The following is a 17627-nucleotide window of genomic DNA, read 5'->3' on the forward strand; positions in this document are numbered from 1 at the left end:
GGTATCATAGTTGATATGCAAATCGAGTCGGTACCGTTTGAAACTGTTAACCGACGGGTGGAGGAGGTGTATTCGAAAAATATGGAAATCAGAAAACTCGATAACACCTACAGAGAAAGGATCATAGAAATATTCACCATTTGCTTCGATTACAAATTCGATATCGACGAGGATGGACCTTTCTTCGACGATCCTTCCTTGTGGGAATGTGTGTGGGGCGCCTTCGACGGCCAGACGCTTATTGCCAGTTACATAAGCTACAAACAGCGAGTGAAGATACGTAACAGGGCGATCGAATGCCGTTATCTGGACGGTGTCGCGACTCTTCCTGAATACAGGAACATGGGTATAATCAAAGATATCTTTATGAGAGATTGTGCAGATGCCCTCGACAATGGAATAAACATCATGATGTTGGATCCTTTCAAACACGACTACTACCGTAAGCTCGGCTTCGAAACAGCACTTGAGAACCTGAACCTGAGTTTCGATTACTCCCTCCTCTCGAGAGAGATGGTTGAAAACGATTTGAGAATTGTGTCGGGCATGCTCTTTCAAAAAGACTCTATGAAGTCACTGGTGGAAGCCGCTCTCGAAAAGCTATGGGAAGAGTCGAGGTACGCAGAAGTCAAAGAAATAAGCGCCTACAGTCAGGGCATTTACCGCGAGAAGGATCTTTTGTGTGCCGTGGCGCTCGATGATGATGACCTGCCGCATGGTTTGATTCTGTATTCTAAAAAAGAACGTAAAATGAATATCAGACGTTTTAGTTTCACAGATCTACAGGGTTTCTACGCTCTGAAGAAGTTTCTGCTGAACCACAGAGATCAACTGTCATCCTTCGAAATCAGAAGGGTTCCTCCCGACTTCCCGGTCGAACTCCTTCTACACTCTGGCTGGCAGGCCGGCAAATTCGCCGAATTGAAGGATTTTTCTTCGAGGATGATGAGAATCCTATCGCCGGTCGCGGTCATTTCGGAACTGATGAACAAGAAAATTCCCGATCGTGTCATAATCGAAATAGAAGACAGGAACCTGCCACAGAACAACTTGTCGTTGTCCGTCGGGAACGGCGAAGTGGTAACATCTACTGATCGACACGGTCTTTCGATATCTATCTCCGATCTGGTACCTATCGTGACCGGCAGGATTTCGGCATCTAGACTGTGGAGAATGGGGAAACTTGGCAAAGGGGAATGCGGAAAGCTCTCGTGGGGCATCACCGAAGTTCCCCTGGATGTCCAGATCCTGGACTCTCTCTTTCCCCGTATCACTACCCATAACGTACATTGAGAGTATAGAGGTGGTTTGTTTTGAGAAGAGTTTTTCTGTTTCTTTCGTTATTGTCCGTCTGCATGGCCTTTTCTTTCGTTCCGCTTGAGGAACCTATAACACTTGGGCAGTTCGGTTTTGTGGACGATGTGAAAACCGTTAAAGTGAAGATTACCCCGATCGGGGCACAAACACCGGAATCCCAGTCCTACGAGTTGACGTTTGATGAAAACGGTTTCATCACCTCCCAGAATATGGGAGAGATAGCCGTGGAGTACAGGTACGATGATCAAAAAAGGCTTATGACGAAGCTCTTTGTAGATTCCTCCGGCCATCTGCTTCAGAGGATATCCATCGAATACGCCGGAGACAGTTATACCGCCATCGCATATGACGGTTCTAACCTTGAAGTGGGCCGAACACAGTACATATTCGATATTCAGAACATCACACTCGCCTTTTCCAATACATCAGAGAGCAGCTCTTCACGGAACACGCTTTACTTCGATTCGAACTACATGAACTACCGTCTGGTTTCATACATAACCGAAAGAGTTGAGGAGAGCGATCTTTACGTCAACATGGTCGTGGAGATCGAGCTCGACTATAACGAGTTCGGACAGTTCAAAGGTCAGAAAATGATCGTAAGAGTTAGGAACGAAGGTCAGGAAAGATCCATGGAAATCACTACCAGGGCCGACTGGTTATTGACTGACGAAAAGGGGAATATCACCAGCGAAATACAGAGAACAGAGTATTCCGACGGCAGCAACCCTCCAGAGGAATTCATCTATTCCAGGGAGTTCACGTACTATTGACGACGATTCGCTTCAGGTAGCAAATCCGGCCACGTAACATATGTTACAGACCTAGAATGCACCTACCGGTTACTATATTTGTAACCAGTAAAAGGAGGGATGCAAGGTGTTTTGCTATCAATGTTCAGAGACCATGAAGGGAACGGGTTGTACTGTCAGAGGGGTCTGTGGAAAGGAACCGGAAGCAGCCAGTCTCCAGGATCTACTCATCTGGTTGCTCAAGGGAGTCTCTTTCTGGGGAAACGGCGCCAGAAAACTCGGTGTCCGGAGTGAAGAAGTGGATCTCTTCGTGGCCGAAGGACTTTTCACAACCATAACCAACGTCAACTTCGATCCTTTGAGCCTTGGAAAGAAGATTGAACATACACTGAAGATCAGGGACAGGGCCGAAGCTCTGTTTAGAAAAGCCTTCGCAGATAAGAATGGAAAGGATTACACGGGTACCGTCCCAGAAGCTGCCAGCTGGAAATTGGCCGGGGGGATCGATGTTTACGAAATGAAGGGTTCCGAAGTTGGCGTAATGGAAACCAAGGATCCCGACATAAGATCTTTGAGAGAACTGCTGGTCTATGGCCTAAAAGGCATAGCCGCTTACGCAGACCACGCATACATACTGAAGCATGCCGACGATTCGGTACTCGCTTTTCTACAGGAGGCCCTTGCCGCAACTCTCGATGATTCTCTTTCCGTAAACGATTACGTCAATCTCGTCATGAAGGCCGGAGAACATGCCGTGAAGGCCATGGCCCTGCTGGATGGGGCGAACACTTCCACTTATGGTAATCCTGAGGTCACCTCCGTCTTCACCGGTAAGCTAGAAGGTCCTGGAATACTCGTCAGCGGTCACGATTTACTCGATCTTGAAGAGCTTTTGAAGCAGACAGAGGGAAAGGGGATCAACATCTACACTCACGGTGAGATGCTCCCGGCCAACGCTTATCCTGGCCTGAAGAAATATCGACATCTGGTGGGTAACTACGGCACTTCCTGGTACAACCAGCAAAAGGAATTCGAAGAGTTCAGGGGTCCGATCGTTATGACCACCAACTGCATTCAGAAACCAGTAGATACTTACAAGGACAGGATCTTCACGACGGGTCTTGTGGGATGGCCGGACGTCTCTCACATACCCAACAGAACCGGTAAACAGCCCAAAGACTTCTCGCCGGTGATCGAAAAAGCTCTGGAAATAGGTGACATAGGCATCAAACATGGAAAACACATAGTGGTAGGCCTGGCTCATGATCAGCTATCGAAAGTGGCAGACAAGATAATCGACGCCGTTAGATCGGGAAAGATCAAGAAGTTCGTTGTCATGGCCGGCTGCGACGGCCATGCTAAAGAGAGACAGTACTACACGGACCTTGCAGGCGCCTTGCCGGGAAATACCGTTATACTCACCGCCGGTTGTGCTAAGTACCGCTACAATATGCTAGAACTTGGAGATATCGGAGGCATTCCAAGAATAGTGGATGCCGGTCAGTGTAACGACAGCTACTCACTGGCAGTCACCGCCCTCAAACTCAAGGAAGCTTTCGGACTGGAGGATATAAACGATCTTCCGATAGAATACGACATAGCATGGTACGAACAGAAAGCCGTGGCCGTTCTTCTGGCTTTGCTTTACCTGGGAGTCAAGGGAATCAGATTGGGGCCGGTTCTCCCTGCCTTCGTATCGCCGAACGTATTGAAGGTGCTGGTAGATAACTTCAACATAAGACCTATTACCAACGTAAAAGAGGACCTAGCTTCAATAATCGGCCGATAGAAATCGATCGAAGAACTCCACCACGATACCGGCTATCTCGAGTAATGAAGGACTGATTTTTCCACCGCTGGGCACAAAACCGTGCCCGGCGTTTTTCACTATGAGGAGTTCGGTATAATTACCGCTATCCACGAGCGAATGATAAAACTCTTCGGACTGGTACGGGGGTACGACTGCATCCTTATCGCCCTGTACTATCAAAAAAGGCGGACCATCGCCCCTAACATATTCCACAGGGCTCGCTACCTTCAAAGCGTCGTCCCCCTTTCCGAAAATCTTCTCGGCGAGCATTTTCTCCAGACCGGTGAAGAGACTTTCCAGATCGGTAGGACCGAAGAGGTTGGCAACGGCCATCAGATCATCGGATACTTCTTTGTATTGATCGTTCCTGAAAAGATCGTAGTCGGGAGTCAATCCTGCCAGCGAGACCAGGTGTCCACCTGCGCTCGTTCCGAAGGCACCGATTCTGGAAGCATCTATCCCGTAAACAGCCGCATTTTGCCTGAGAAATCTAACTGCTGTCTTCACATCCATAATCTGAGCCGGAAATATATGAGCAGGAGCCAGTCTGTAATCGATGGCGGCAACCAAATAGCCGTTCTTGACGAGCTCGGCTATTATCAGCAGACCCGGACCGGACTCTTTGTTACCGCTGGCCCAGGCTCCACCGTGAACATAAATCACCGTGGGAGACTCTTCCTTCATTTTCTGGGGAAAGTAGATATCCATAGTTAGAGTCTCTCTGTCTACTCTCGAATACTCGACATCGTAGTCGATGATGAGATACCCTTCCACCATTCCACCGGGAAAGTGAATCCCGTCTTCTCTTATGCTGTAGTCCTTCGATTGGCGCGAAGAGATGAAGAGCTGTTCGATCATCTTGAAAGCCGATCTCACCTGCGAAAAAAAGGAACCGGCAATTGCGTATGTATTTAGAAACGCAACCAATACGAGTAGTGGAAGGAATCTTTTCATTATACTTATCCTGATTCGACTTCAAACCGGGCTAAGAAACTCAGGGTATCTCCATTATGTTCAGCACACCCATGACTATGGCCGCCACCGAAGAGAGCACCGCGATAGTCAGCCAGATGTTGTTTGAGCGCTTCAAAGAAGATATTTCTCTGTTTGTCTCCTCTTTGGCTGCGCTAACGGCTTCATCGACGATCATTTGAATCTCCTCTCTGCTTACCAGAGTGGAATCGAGTCTGCTCTCGATTTCCCTACGGAATGTTGCCAGATTCCTGGAATTTTCTTCGATTAGCATTTTTAGCTGTGCTGACTCGCTCTGGAGCTTTTGAATGGATTTCAGGTTGTTATCGATTGCCGTGACCGATCCATCGAAGTTACCCTTCAAGCTGTCGATTTCGACGGCGGCTGCCTGGAGACGCTTATCGATATTGGCAAGCGAGACGTTCAGGCCGCCTATCTTCGCTTCCAGCGTGGTGAAGATCGTTTCTATGTCCGATATCTTGCTGTTGAACTCGAAAACTGTCTGCGAGAAAGTCTGGGGTGAAACGCCTTCGGGAGGGATCGACTCCTTGACCTGTATAAGTTCCGAATTCATTCTCACGAAGCCGATCGATAAGCTCCCAACGGAATCTCTCAAAGTCTCTATCTGTTCCTCTAGATTGCCCAAAAAACTGTTCAGGGAATCGTGGGAAGAAGGCGTAAGATTCTTAAGAACGCTATCCAGGCTTTGCGCAAGTTCCTCAAGCTCTTCGACGCTTTTGTCGATATTGTCGATGCGGGCTATAGATCTGTTCAAAATATCTTCGTAAGCTCTCAACTCTTCCCGCTGGTTGCTCAGCTCCGTCCCGAGAGACTCTATATCGGCCAGCGAAGTTTCAATTGCGGATAGCCTCGATTCCATATCGCCCAAACTTGCGATCGATTCTTCATACGATCTAGTGAGCTCATCCATCACGATGTTCTTAAAGCTCTCAAACTGCTCGAGTGTACCGTTCATGGAAAAAAGCGCTTCCGAAAGAGAGCTGGCCGCATCTTCACTAACGCTACTCACCCTGGCGATCTCCCGCTCCAGTTCAATGATTCTTTCATCAATTCTCCCGTGAGCTTCGATAAGTTCCAGCGAAGAGGTCTTTATAATTTCTAGATCATCGGCAAGGGAGACTTTTACATTTTGAAGATCCCCCCCCAGAGCTTCCAGAGCAACGCGATTTTCTTCGATCGCCTTTTCTATACTCGAAAGTTTCTCTGGATCAGACGTCGATGAGGGAATACTTCCAATAGCTACTCTCAGCTCTTCGACCGTCTTTCCCTGCTCGCCCAGCAAAGTTTTGAGCTCTTCATGTGACGATCTCATCTCTTCTATGATCTGAAGCTCGAGTTCAATCCCCTGCATCTCGGTGTTCAGATTTTCGATAGAAGTCTTCAGCGAATCTAGCGCGCCTGAGTCGAAGGTAGTTGTAGAGAGAGCCGATTCGAGCGCTTCCACTCTCTTCTCGAAGATGAATCTGTGCTCTTGAAGGTCGATCACGCTGTTGTCCACTGAGGCTTTGTATTCGGCCAGGGCAATCTGTGTATCGAGAAAGAGAGTGTTCAATCTTCTGAATTGAAGGTTGAGACCTTCGACGTTGTCCTGGAGGAAGTTCAGTCTTTCATTGAGATCAGCGATGTTTTCGTTGATAGACTCGTAGCCTTCAAGATCTGCCACGTTGGTAGATGGAGGTTGCACCTCTATGCTCACCGGCGCTATTTCGACTGTTCTACCGGGTTCAACGGTTCTGACTCTCCAGGGAAGCAGTATATTCTGAACTCTGACATCCATGAAATAATCCTGGAGGGCTACCTGGCTGGTGAGAACTATAATCCCACCGGAAGGCAAAACAATTGGAAGCTGGATCGGTACGAAGAGCTCCTCGACTCTGAAAATCTGATCCTCGATTCGCTCATCGGAGGTCGCGTTCATTATCTGGATCGAGTCCAGTTGTATGTTCATCGATCTTTCCGATCTAAAAACAAATAACCCCAGCAAATAAAGATCTTCCTCGATTTCTATCTGCCCATCCTGCCCGTCGGCGACAGCGTAGGCCGGGATGAACCTGGCCTCGAAACCTGCACCGGTGAAGGCTACAAAGTCCTGGCTTCTGGAAAGCATGTTGTTGAAGAGAGTATCGGTATCCAAGGCAAAAGCTATCATTGAAACAAAAAGAAAGATGATGAAAAGTATCTTTTTCATAATCTATACCTCCGATAAGCCATAAGGCCCGTTATTGTATATCAGTATTTCTTGATCCCCTATCGGTCATAATAATAGACTATCATATCCCTGCCTGCAGTTGTAAGTAAGACCACTTCTCGGGATTTTCTGTTCTTCGAAACTGGTTTGTCTTTTAATTATGAAGACCGCGGCAGAAGATATGAAAATCATTTACATATTTTTGCCGGTCAAATACGACTATCTTTTATGATCAGCGTAATCTCAAAATCATAGTTAGTTATTGAATGGTCAACTATAAATTATCTTATTGGTCCAGTAAAGAACCACACAACCCGTAAATTAACCTGCATTTTCGTATGTAATGTCTTAAAGCTTGATAATCCATTAATTTTATCTGAATAAATAAAGCATGAGACTTTGCCAGGTTATAATCGGAGAATTCCAGTGAAAATCGGCCCTTTAACTGTTTTGTGTGTAAATGTTTTCAGTATTACCATCGTTTCGGGACCCGAAAGGGCTAGAAAAGGAGGTTGGGTATATGAAAAAGGGCTTTCTTCTATTACTTCTGGCCATGATACTCGTTAGTAGCCTCGCCATTGGTCAAGTTTATGATCGAAAGGAAACGCTGTACGCCGGTGGAGGACTGTGGAGTCCGCCGAACAACTGGAATCCATTCACTCCCTGGGCTATAATGACCGGTACCAACGGTCTGATCTACGAATTTCTGTTCATGTTCGATCCTCTCAGCAACGAAATGATTCCCTGGCTCGCTGTCGATGGAGGGTGGATCGATGGAAAGACTTACGAATTAAAACTTCGAGACAACGTCTTCTGGACAGACGGAGAGAAATTCGACGCTGAAGACGTGAAATTTACCTTCGACATCGCTAAGAAATATCCGGGTGTGCATTATAGCTCCATGTGGAACTGGATGAAAGAAGTGGAGATAATCGATACGCTCACTGCGCGCGTTCACTTCACCGAACCACTCTATCAGCAGTGGTCCTTCCAGCTTTATCAGTTGCCGATGGTACCGGAACACATCTGGAAGAACAAGACCGAAGCAGAAATTTTGACCGGCGCCAACGAAGGGCCGATAGGAACAGGCTGTTATCTTGCCGAAGGCTATGGTCAGGACAGGATGATCTACCTCAGAAACGAAAACTGGTGGGGAATCGAGCAACTGGGAATCAAGCCTACGCCCAAGAGAATCGTCTATCTCACAGTTTCGGGAAACAACGTGGCTCTGGGTATGATATTCAAGGGAGAGCTCGATATAAGCAACTTCTTCCTGCCGGGAGTTCCCGCAGTTAAAGCCGCTTACGGAATCCACACATACTTCGATGGTGCGCCTTACATGCTTTCAGATAACACGGCGGTTCTCTTCCTAAACAACAGCAGAAAACCAATGGACGATGTTAACTTCAGAAAGGCTGTTGCTTGGGCAATAAACTCGGACGACATCGTTACCAGGGTTTTCGAAAACCAGGTAATCAGATCCAACCCACTGGGTTTCCTTCCAATCGATGCCTGGATGAAGTACTACGATGAAAAGGTAGTTGAGCAGTATGGCTTCAAATACGATCCGGTTGTTTCGAAGAAAACACTGGCCGATGCCGGTTACAAAGATATCAACGGAGATGGTTTCGTCGAAGCTCCAGACGGTTCCAAGGTTGAACTCTCGATAATTGTGCCTTTCGGCTGGACAGACTGGATGGAGTCAATAAAGATTATAGCCAACAATCTCAAAACCGTTGGAATCAACGCTAAGGCAGAATTTCCAGACTACTCGAGGTACCAGGACGAACTTTACAGCGGTAGATTCGACATGGCGATCAACAACTTCAATAGCAACCTGTCCAATACGGTGTGGAGCTACTACTATTGGCTATTCTGGGATATCAGAGAACAACAGACTCAGGGAAACTATGGAAAATACAACAATCCAAAAGCCTTTGAGTTGATGGGTGCTTTCGATCGAACTCCAGTAGATGACTATGAGGCCGGTCAGAAGATCATGTTGGAACTCGAAGAGCTTTTCCTGAAAGAGATTCCTTACGTTCCTCTCTGGTTCAATGGTATGTGGTTCCAGGCGAGCACCAGTGTATGGAGTAACTGGCCGAGCGAACACGGTCCACACTACTATCCATGTACCTGGAACGGAAAGTGGCAGCTCGGTGGGATATTCATGTTGTCGGCTCTGAAGGCCGAATAGGATACACCGGTCCGGTCCCCGCAGAGAAGGGAATCTGCGGGGGCTTTTCTGTAGTTCTCTTAAGTTAGGGGAAGGAGACTCAGACTGTGGGAGCCTATTTCAGAAGAAAAATAGTCATCTATTTGCTCACGTTCATCTTTGCAGTGACAATAGACTGGATGATACCGAGATTTATGCCCGGTAACCCGATTCAAAACCTTCTCTCGAGGTTTTCGACCCGCTCGGATACCACCGAGGTGATCGCCAGGTATCTCAATGAGATCTACGGACTCGACAAATCGCCGTTGCAACAGTATTTCGGATTCTGGGCAGGACTCTTCAGGGGCGATTTGGGAGTGAGCATATATGTCACCGGGGCTCCGGTTGCCAGGGTGATAGCGAGGGCGCTGCCCTTCGATCTGGCCTTGCTGATCCCGGCGATCATGCTGAGTTACATAGCAGGCAATAAGTTCGGCGCCTTCGCTGCAAGAAAAAAGAGGCTCGACGGCATTGTCTTGCCCGTCTGGTACGTGCTGACTGCAACACCTTATATGTGGCTGGGTATACTCCTCGCATGGTTTTTCGGGGTTGCACTGGATATACTTCCGATAGCAGGGGCTTACAGCTTCTCGATGGTCCCAAACTGGAGCTGGGGCTTCATCTGGGATTTTTTCAAGCACTGGATTCTCCCCTTCAGTTCTCTTTTTCTTGTGCAGTTCGGAGGTTGGGCTATTGGAATGCGCAATATGATAATTTACGAATTGGAAGCAGAGTATTCCAGATATCTCGAATCACTCGGAGCCTCGCGAAAACTCATAAGGCGTTACGCCTACAAAAATGCCGTACTTCCTCAAATAACTGGGCTGGCCCTTCAGCTGGGTGTCATAGTTGCCGGCGCGCTCGCCACCGAGGTGGTTTTCTCCTATCCCGGCATCGGACATCTACTCAAGGAAGCTATACTTAATCAGGATTACTTTCTAATTCAGGGATGTTTTCTCTTCATAATCATCGGAGTCTTGCTGGCCAATATAATACTGGATTTTGCATACATTCTGATCGATCCGAGAATCAGACATTCGGCGGGGGGAGAGACGATATGAAGACGAAGAACGAATTTCTGTATTTCGCACTGAAAAACGGACGGTTGAAAGTCGGCCTCTTCATACTCCTATTCTTCGTGTTGTTGGCGATCTTTGGTCCACTATTCGCCAAGTATGGGCCCCTTGACTACGCCGGACCGGGTTATCGTCCTCCATCGAACGAATTCTGGCTAGGGACCACGACCTTCGGCCAGGATGTTTTCTCCCAGACGGTTCACGGTCTCAGGGCCACTTTCGTAGTCGGACTGGTCGCCGGTGGTCTCTCAACCTTGCTCGGAATCCTTGTCGGCTTCATCGCCGGTTACCGAGGAGGTATGGTTGATGAACTGCTTAACATGTTGACCAACATAGTCACCGTGATACCTACACTGGCTCTTTTATTGATAGTAGCGGCTTACTTGCCCTACAGGGGGATACTCGTCGAGAGTATCTTCATAGGTCTGACCGCCTGGCCGTGGGCGGCGAGGGCGATAAGGGCACAGACTTTCACCTTGAGAACGAGAGATTTCGTAGATCTTGCCAGGATCACAGGTATGAAACCTTCGAAGATAATTTTCAAAGAGATAGCCCCCAACATGATGTCGTACCTTTTCATGACCTTTATACTCCAGTTCGGTGGAGCGATACTTGCAGCCGTTACCCTAGATTTCATCGGGTTGGGTCCCACTCAGGGAATTTCGCTGGGGCTTATGATGCAGAACGCCGTTCTCTGGAGTGCGATTCAACTCGGAATGTGGTGGTGGTTGATACCGCCGGGAGTCGCCATAACGGCCATAGTTGGGGCGTTGTACTTTATGAACACAGGCCTTGACGAAGTCTTCAATCCAAAATTGAGGGAGATGTGATTATGTCTCTCAACGTTGCCAATCTGAGGGTATATTACCAAACGCTCAAAGGAGACGTGAAGGCTCTCGATGGTGTTACTTTTAACCTTCGAGACGGAGAGATAGCAGGAATTGCCGGGGAATCTGGTTGCGGAAAATCGACACTCAGCAATTCGTTGATAACTCTACGCCTTCCCATGAAATTCGTCGAAGGGGAGGTCTCCCTGGATGGGAACGAGCTCCCGGTTCACGATCATAAGAAAATGGTTGACTTCAGATATAAAAAGATCTCAATAATACCCCAGTTTGCCATGAACGCTCTCAACCCCACAGTGAAACTGCGCAGACTTATCTCGGATCTTCTAAACTGTCACGGAGTGGGGTATGATGAAATTCTTCCTGAATTAAACAGGAGGCTCGATATGGTCGGCCTAGACCGGACTGTACTCGATATGTACCCTGTGGAGCTTTCCGGGGGGATGAAACAGAGAGCGGTGATGGTCATTTCCACACTTCTGAACCCGTCGCTTGTGATCGCCGATGAGATCACCTCGGCCCTCGATGTCTCGACCCAGCGGGCTGTGGCGGAGATGATCGTCGAATTCAGGGACAAAAAGCTTGTAAAAAGCGTGATATTCGTCACCCACGATATCTCAATTCTCTACCAGATAGCCGATTCGATAATAATAATGTATGCCGGCAAGCTTGTAGAACACGCCGGCACGGAAATTATAATGAAGAAGCCTATTCATCCATACACCGAAATGCTAATATCTTCTCTACCCGAGGTAGGTGTATACCACAACGATAAAAGACTGAAGGGAATACCGGGAAAACCACCTCAACTCCTCTCTCCCCCGCCGGGTTGTAGATTCAAGGAACGCTGCCCGCAGGCTTTCAAAAAATGTGAAGAAGAGCCCCCCATGACCGAAATCGAACCGGACCACTGGGTGGCATGCTGGGGGGTGAGGTAGATGCTTGAATTAATAAACCTTACCAAAGTTTTCAAGACGGGGACGTTTTCCTCCGGGCGGCTCAAGGCTGTGAACAACGTTTCGTTCGAAATTGAAAGAGGCGAAGTGACCTCTCTGATTGGAGAGAGCGGTAGCGGGAAGAGCACTATAGGAAAGATGATATTGAGGCTGCTCACTATAACCGCAGGCGAGATAAAGCTAGACGAACGGAGCATAAGCACAATAAAAGGGGCGGAATTGAGACAGTACTACAGAAAAGTCCAGGGCGTCTTTCAAGATCCTTTCAGTTCATACAACCCCATTTTCAAGGTGGATAGAGTCTTTGAGAACTTGCGCGATGTCTTTTTCAGAGAATTGCGCCACAGCGAGTGGAAAGACAAAGTGAATTCGGCCCTCAAGCTGGTTGGACTGGACTCTGAGCAGGTTCTTGGAAAGTATCCCCATCAGCTCAGTGGAGGGCAGCTACAGAGAATCCTCATATCCAGGGCTCTATTACTGGATGTGAGTTTCCTTGTAGCAGACGAACTTATCAGTATGCTGGACGCCTCGACAAGGATCGACGTCCTTAATCTTCTCGCAGATCTGAAGAAAGGGGGACTTTCGATACTCTTTATTACTCACGATCTGTCTCTTGGATACTATCTGAGCGAAAAAGCGGTCATTTTATACAGAGGCCACGTTGTGGAAATGGGAAGTACAGACAGGGTCTTCCTTAATCCCGTTCACCATTATACTCGCAGACTCATCTCCTCAGTGCCGAGGCTGGACAGAAAATGGAAGGACATCGACGATCTCCAGAAAAATGAGGAACATAGTCTGAAGTGTTTCGATCCCATCGAAGACGGAGAACTCGAAATGGTGGAAGTTGAAAAAGACCACTATGTAGCCGTGAAAAGGAGATGAACATATGTTTGGCAGAGATTTCGTATTCGGCGTTTCTCTTTCAGGTTTTCAATTCGAGATGGGGAGAGCCTGTCCAGATAGTGTCGATCGAGGTTCGGACTGGTATCTATGGACTCACGATAAACTGAACATCGAAAACGGTATCGTGAGCGGAGATTTTCCCGAAGACGGCCCGAATTACTGGAATAATTACGGGGAGTACCACAGGCTAGCCGCTTACTCAGGAATGAAAATGGTGAGAATAGGTCTGGAATGGTCGAGGATTTTCCCGTCCCCCACTTTTGATATAACCGATGTTGAACTTGAAGGTATCTGTGACCGTAGCACTCTAGAACACTACCGGAAAATCATAAAAGATATCAAAGAACGGGGGATGAAAGTGGTGGTCAACCTTAACCACTTCACACTACCCCTCTGGCTTCATGAACCAGTTAAGGTCAACAGATTATCCGATTTCACGGCTGGAGGCTGGGTCGATCCCAGATCGGTCGAGCAGTTTCGAAAGTTCGCTGCGCTTTGTGGCAGAGAGCTAGGCGATCTAGTGGACATGTGGTCAACTCAAAACGAACCCAACGTCGTGGCCATGCTCGGCTATAGAAACAGGGCCTCGGGCTTTCCTCCTTCGATCATAAGACCGGAACTGGTCGAAGTTGCCCGAAACAACTTGATCGAGGCTCACCTGGTTGCGTACGACGAACTGAAGAGGACTTCGGATTTGCCGGTGGGACTTATCTACGCCTTCAGCTGGATCGACGGAGAGGAGTCGGCCGTAAATCTGGCAATGAAAAAGACTCAGTTCGAATTTGTCGATCGAATCTCAAATAAACTGGATTTTCTGGGTTGTAACTATTATTCACGGATGGTTGTAGAGAGTGACCCCTCTAGCGACAATGGATATAGAACTCTCCGTGGCTATGGACAGAATTGTGAACCCAACTCACTTTCCGGATATGGAAGACCGACGGGAGACTTCGGCTGGGAGATCTATCCCGAAGGGCTGTACAATATACTGAAGATGATTTGTAGAAGATACGACGTACCTGTGTACGTAATGGAAAACGGTATCGCCGACATGGCCGATCACTACAGACCTTACTACCTGATAAGCCATCTCAAGGCTTTGGAGAAACTGCTGGAAGAAGGTTACAACATAAAAGGATATCTCCACTGGTCGCTCACCGATAATTACGAATGGTCATCCGGTCTGGGAAAGCAATTCGGGTTGATCGGAGTGGATTTCTCAGACGGGAAACTGACACCAAGACCTTCGTTCTATCTTTTCAAAGAGATTATCGGACAGGGTACGGTGAAAAACTTTGAAAAGATGCTTGCAACACCTTACAGTATTTTCGATACGGATCTGCTTATAGAATAGGGGGAAAGTTTCAATGGTTACGATAAAAGACGTCGCGGCCGAGGCGGAAGTTTCCATAGCAACCGTTTCCCGTGTTTTGAATGGAAGCGGCTACGTTTCCGAGGATACCAAGGTACGCGTATTGAGAGTGATAAACAGACTCAACTACCACCCGATGCCCTCGATCCGCAAGCGCAGTTTGTACAGAACTCTGGGAGTGCTGTTACCCAACACCATGGGCAATCACTACGGCGAAATTTTCATGGGTATCGAAGAGTACGCCCACAGGAATGGTTTCAACGTTATGCTAGCCATGGCCAGAGAGATGATGAGCCGCGAGCAAGAAATCCTCAACGAATACTTCCAGAGAAAGGTAGATGGCGTGATAGTCGCAACCCTTCACAGCGACGAACATATGTTGAATATGTTTATACAGAGCGGTATCGCTGTTGTGGCCGTTGATTCTCCCATCAGGGAAATCCGGGCCGATTCCGTTAACATAGACAACGCATCGGCTGCGTACTGTGTGGCGAAGTACCTTTACGACAGGGGCCACAGACACGTTCTCTTCCTCCCTGGTCAGGAGGATGTGCACGCTTCCAGGGACAGACTTAAAGGACTAAGAAAGTTCGCTACCAGATCTCCGGACTTCAATCTAAAGGTTGCTAGAATAGGTGGTTTCGAACCTCATCATGGACAGGAGGCTATCCGTGATTATCTCCTAAATCCGGGAGTGAACTTCACGGCCATCTTCGCTGTCAACGACCATGTTGCAATGGGAGCTATCCAGGAACTGCACAGAAACCATATCCGCGTACCGGAAGATGTATCTGTGATCGGTTTCGACGATTCTGTCCACGCGCCGTTTACGATCCCCTCACTCACTACTGTCTCACAACCGAGAATAGAGATGGGAAGCGCGGCCGCCCAGTTGCTTATAGAGAGGTTGAAATCCACACAGAAGAGGGTGTTCAGGAACATTGTGTTGCCAACCGCGATTATAGAAAGAGAATCCGTTAAGATTGTATAGAAGAGGATCGAAGGGAGAGTGTTTCCTTGGGAATCACTATAATTGGCCATAGACTTGCAGGTTTGCCCTGGGAGGAGAGGCCTGGCAACGACGACCCGATCTGGAGATATACGAAAAATCCCATTATCACGCGTGAAGCTGTGAAAGGCGTCAACAGCATATTCAACAGCGCGGTGGTAGTCTGTGAAGACGGGTACAGGGGAATCTTTCGTGCAGATACAAAAGAACTAATAATGCAGCTCCATGCCGGGAGGAGCCAGGATGGGCTTTCGTGGAAAATAGATCAGAATCGCATCGAGTTTCAGTCCAACGAACCGGAGATAAGCCGTTTCATCTACGGTTACGATCCCAGAGTGGTCTGGATTGAAGACCGGTATTACATTACCTGGTGTAACGGCTACCATGGACCGACGATCGGTATCGGCTACACCTACGATTTCACGAATTTCAATCAGCTCGAAAACGCCTTTCTTCCCTTCAACCGGAACGGTGTTCTCTTTCCGAGAAAGATAAATGGCAAATTCGCCATGCTCAGCCGGCCCAGCGACAACGGCCATACTCCCTTCGGTGATATCTTCTACAGCGAAAGTCCAGACATGGTTCATTGGGGATGTCATAGGCACGTCATGTCTCCCACCACCGGTTGGCAATCCACAAAGGTCGGAGCCGGGCCAGTTCCGATAGAAACCTCGCAAGGCTGGTTGTTGGTTTATCACGGTGTCTGGACCTCCTGCAACGGTTTTGTTTATAGTGCCGGTGTAGCCTTGCTCGATCTGGAGAGACCCTGGAAGGTGATAAAGAGGTCCAGGCACTACATTCTCAATCCACGTATGCCTTACGAGAACGTTGGCGACGTACCTAATGTGACCTTCCCGTGTGCCAGTATTCAAGATGCCGATACAGGTAGAATCGCGATATATTACGGCGCGGCCGACACGGTAACGGCCCTCGCTTTTACAACGGCTGAAGTGTTGTACGACTTTCTGGAGGAATTTTCGTACAGGTAAGAAATCGGATAATTTTCGTTAGATGCAATTTTAAGTTTTGCTCTTCAGACAAAGACCTGCGATCGCACTAATCCGTCGTACCATTCCGTTATGCTATACTGATGTCAATTATCATAACGGGTGGTTGTTCTGTATGCAAGCCCCAGATGCGTCATCCACAATCAAAATGGAAAGAATTGCCTGGATAGATATTTCTAGGGGTTTTTTGATGTCTCTGGTGGTTCTCTTTCACACACTGCCTCCGCAGCTGGTTGCAGACCTCATAAATCCTGCCGCATGTACCTTTTTCTTTCTTTCTGGGCTGATCTCAAGAGACGCACCGATTCTTTTCACAATCAAAAAGAGGTTTAAGCAGCTGATGGTTCCCTACTATTTTATGGCTCTGGTGAATTTGGGAATTTGGATATTGGCCTGGGCCATTTCTAAGCGGACTGAACTGGATTTGCCTGTTATAGACGTTGTGTGGAACATTTTGCTCGTAAGGACGGCACTTGGTATTATGCCCTTCAATATCATACCTCTCTGGTTTTTGCCCGCGGTCTTTGTTATGGAGATATATTACATCGTGTTCAAGAGATTGAAGATACTTACGATAGGTATTCTTGCGGGGTTCGTTTCGATGTTCTTTTTCAGAGGCTCTTTGCCTTTCAAAATCGACGTAGCCCTGGCCGTTATGCCTTATTTCGCGCTAGGAAAGGCCCTGCAAGAAAAGAAAGACAGGATCTCTACAATCGGCTGGCCTGTTGTGGTAGTGGCGATCGCGATTTTTACTTCATCGTCTTTCCTTTGCGGCGAAGTCTATCTGATGGAAGATTACTTTGGTCCCCAGCCGTTGATCTACATAGTCGCCGCACTTTCCGGTATTGTCTCTATCATCGGCGCTTCAAGAATGATCGAGAAATTTTTCAAAATAGCGGACTTCTTTTCTAGAATAGGACGGAACACACTTTTCGTGCTCGGCTATCATATCGCCGCAGGAGTACTTGTCTATCCTATTTTTGATCTTTTTGGAGATCCGATAGAAATCCTCAGAAAGTTTTGGATTCTGTACTGGTTCATCAATATATTGGTTGTTTATCTGGCTATAAGGTTTTTACCGACACGCGTGATTTCCTTCCTATCTGGAATTTTTCCTCCTCACATCAAACGAGATCTCAACACCCGGTAACCCTGCGCCGACAAACGGAGACGGCGCTTCC

Annotated in this window: 14 protein-coding genes; 12 read left to right on the forward strand and 2 right to left on the reverse strand. The window is 47.8% G+C overall.

Annotated features, from left to right (window positions below; genetic code table 11):
- From PKX57_RS08030 to hcp, 3 genes are all read left to right on the forward strand, one after another.
- The coding region (locus PKX57_RS08030; RefSeq protein ID WP_472416721.1) for a GNAT family N-acetyltransferase at positions 1-1293 on the forward strand (1293 nt) is incomplete at its 5' end.
- 20 nt (positions 1294-1313) lie between these two features.
- Positions 1314-2090: a hypothetical protein gene (locus PKX57_RS08035; RefSeq protein WP_213920326.1), complete on the forward strand. Its 777-nt coding sequence runs from the start codon at positions 1314-1316 to the stop codon at positions 2088-2090.
- A gap of 133 nt (positions 2091-2223) precedes the next feature.
- A complete protein-coding gene (gene hcp / locus PKX57_RS08040; protein ID WP_470745593.1) occupies positions 2224-3858 on the forward strand; it encodes a hydroxylamine reductase in 1635 nt (544 codons plus the stop codon).
- On the opposite strand, the gene PKX57_RS08045 is transcribed toward hcp, so the two are convergent.
- Entirely contained in the window at positions 3841-4833 is a 993-nt protein-coding gene (locus tag PKX57_RS08045) for an alpha/beta hydrolase fold domain-containing protein (RefSeq protein WP_214048132.1), read from the reverse strand. The genes hcp and PKX57_RS08045 overlap by 18 nt on opposite strands.
- Positions 4834-4873: 40 nt before the next feature.
- Entirely contained in the window at positions 4874-7060 is a 2187-nt protein-coding gene (locus PKX57_RS08050; RefSeq protein WP_213920329.1) for a hypothetical protein, read from the reverse strand.
- A 520-nt stretch (positions 7061-7580) separates the two neighbouring features.
- On the opposite strand from PKX57_RS08050, the gene PKX57_RS08055 reads away from it, so the two are divergent.
- The 9 genes from PKX57_RS08055 to PKX57_RS08095 all read left to right on the forward strand — a co-directional run bounded on the left by PKX57_RS08055 (position 7581) and on the right by PKX57_RS08095 (position 17596).
- Complete coding sequence (locus PKX57_RS08055) at positions 7581-9257, forward strand: ABC transporter substrate-binding protein (RefSeq protein WP_213920330.1); 1677 nt, start codon at positions 7581-7583, stop codon at positions 9255-9257.
- 86 nt (positions 9258-9343) lie between these two features.
- Complete coding sequence (locus tag PKX57_RS08060) at positions 9344-10336, forward strand: ABC transporter permease subunit (RefSeq protein WP_213920331.1); 993 nt, start codon at positions 9344-9346, stop codon at positions 10334-10336.
- On the forward strand, positions 10333-11181 hold the full coding sequence (locus PKX57_RS08065) for an ABC transporter permease subunit (RefSeq protein ID WP_213920332.1): 849 nt from the start codon (positions 10333-10335) through the stop codon (positions 11179-11181). The genes PKX57_RS08060 and PKX57_RS08065 overlap by 4 nt, the downstream gene beginning before the upstream one ends.
- A gap of 2 nt (positions 11182-11183) precedes the next feature.
- Positions 11184-12134: an oligopeptide/dipeptide ABC transporter ATP-binding protein gene (locus PKX57_RS08070; protein ID WP_213920333.1), complete on the forward strand. Its 951-nt coding sequence runs from the start codon at positions 11184-11186 to the stop codon at positions 12132-12134.
- Complete coding sequence (locus PKX57_RS08075) at positions 12135-13037, forward strand: ATP-binding cassette domain-containing protein (RefSeq protein ID WP_213920334.1); 903 nt, start codon at positions 12135-12137, stop codon at positions 13035-13037.
- A 4-nt stretch (positions 13038-13041) separates the two neighbouring features.
- The gene (locus tag PKX57_RS08080) at positions 13042-14412 is read left to right on the forward strand and encodes a family 1 glycosylhydrolase (protein WP_213920335.1); all 1371 of its coding nucleotides are present in this window, start codon (positions 13042-13044) and stop codon (positions 14410-14412) included.
- 13 nt (positions 14413-14425) lie between these two features.
- Positions 14426-15421 carry a substrate-binding domain-containing protein gene (locus tag PKX57_RS08085; RefSeq protein WP_213920336.1) on the forward strand — a complete coding sequence of 332 codons (996 nt, stop codon included), beginning with the start codon at positions 14426-14428 and terminating at the stop codon, positions 15419-15421.
- A gap of 26 nt (positions 15422-15447) precedes the next feature.
- Positions 15448-16428 (forward strand): glycoside hydrolase family 130 protein, encoded by a 981-nt coding sequence (locus PKX57_RS08090; RefSeq protein WP_470745597.1) that lies wholly within the window; start codon positions 15448-15450, stop codon positions 16426-16428.
- Between the two features lie 166 nt (positions 16429-16594).
- A complete protein-coding gene (locus tag PKX57_RS08095; RefSeq protein WP_472416723.1) occupies positions 16595-17596 on the forward strand; it encodes an acyltransferase family protein in 1002 nt (333 codons plus the stop codon).
- Positions 17597-17627: the final 31 nt, after the last annotated feature.

The organism is Mesotoga sp. (genome assembly GCF_035363035.1).
Lineage (GTDB): Bacteria > Thermotogota > Thermotogae > Petrotogales > Kosmotogaceae > Mesotoga.

Bases quoted from the DNA above. Each gene is read 5' to 3' on its own strand.
- PKX57_RS08085 (WP_213920336.1), top strand. From the start codon at position 14,426: ATGGTTACGATAAAAGACGTCGCGGCCGAGGCGGAAGTTTCCATAGCA.
- PKX57_RS08045 (WP_214048132.1), bottom strand. From the start codon at position 4,833: ATGAAAAGATTCCTTCCACTACTCGTATTGGTTGCGTTTCTAAATACA.
- PKX57_RS08050 (WP_213920329.1), bottom strand. From the start codon at position 7,060: ATGAAAAAGATACTTTTCATCATCTTTCTTTTTGTTTCAATGATAGCT.
- PKX57_RS08055 (WP_213920330.1), top strand. From the start codon at position 7,581: ATGAAAAAGGGCTTTCTTCTATTACTTCTGGCCATGATACTCGTTAGT.
- PKX57_RS08070 (WP_213920333.1), top strand. From the start codon at position 11,184: ATGTCTCTCAACGTTGCCAATCTGAGGGTATATTACCAAACGCTCAAA.
- PKX57_RS08080 (WP_213920335.1), top strand. From the start codon at position 13,042: ATGTTTGGCAGAGATTTCGTATTCGGCGTTTCTCTTTCAGGTTTTCAA.
- hcp (WP_470745593.1), top strand. From the start codon at position 2,224: ATGAAGGGAACGGGTTGTACTGTCAGAGGGGTCTGTGGAAAGGAACCG.
- PKX57_RS08095 (WP_472416723.1), top strand. From the start codon at position 16,595: ATGGAAAGAATTGCCTGGATAGATATTTCTAGGGGTTTTTTGATGTCT.
- PKX57_RS08075 (WP_213920334.1), top strand. From the start codon at position 12,135: ATGCTTGAATTAATAAACCTTACCAAAGTTTTCAAGACGGGGACGTTT.
- PKX57_RS08065 (WP_213920332.1), top strand. From the start codon at position 10,333: ATGAAGACGAAGAACGAATTTCTGTATTTCGCACTGAAAAACGGACGG.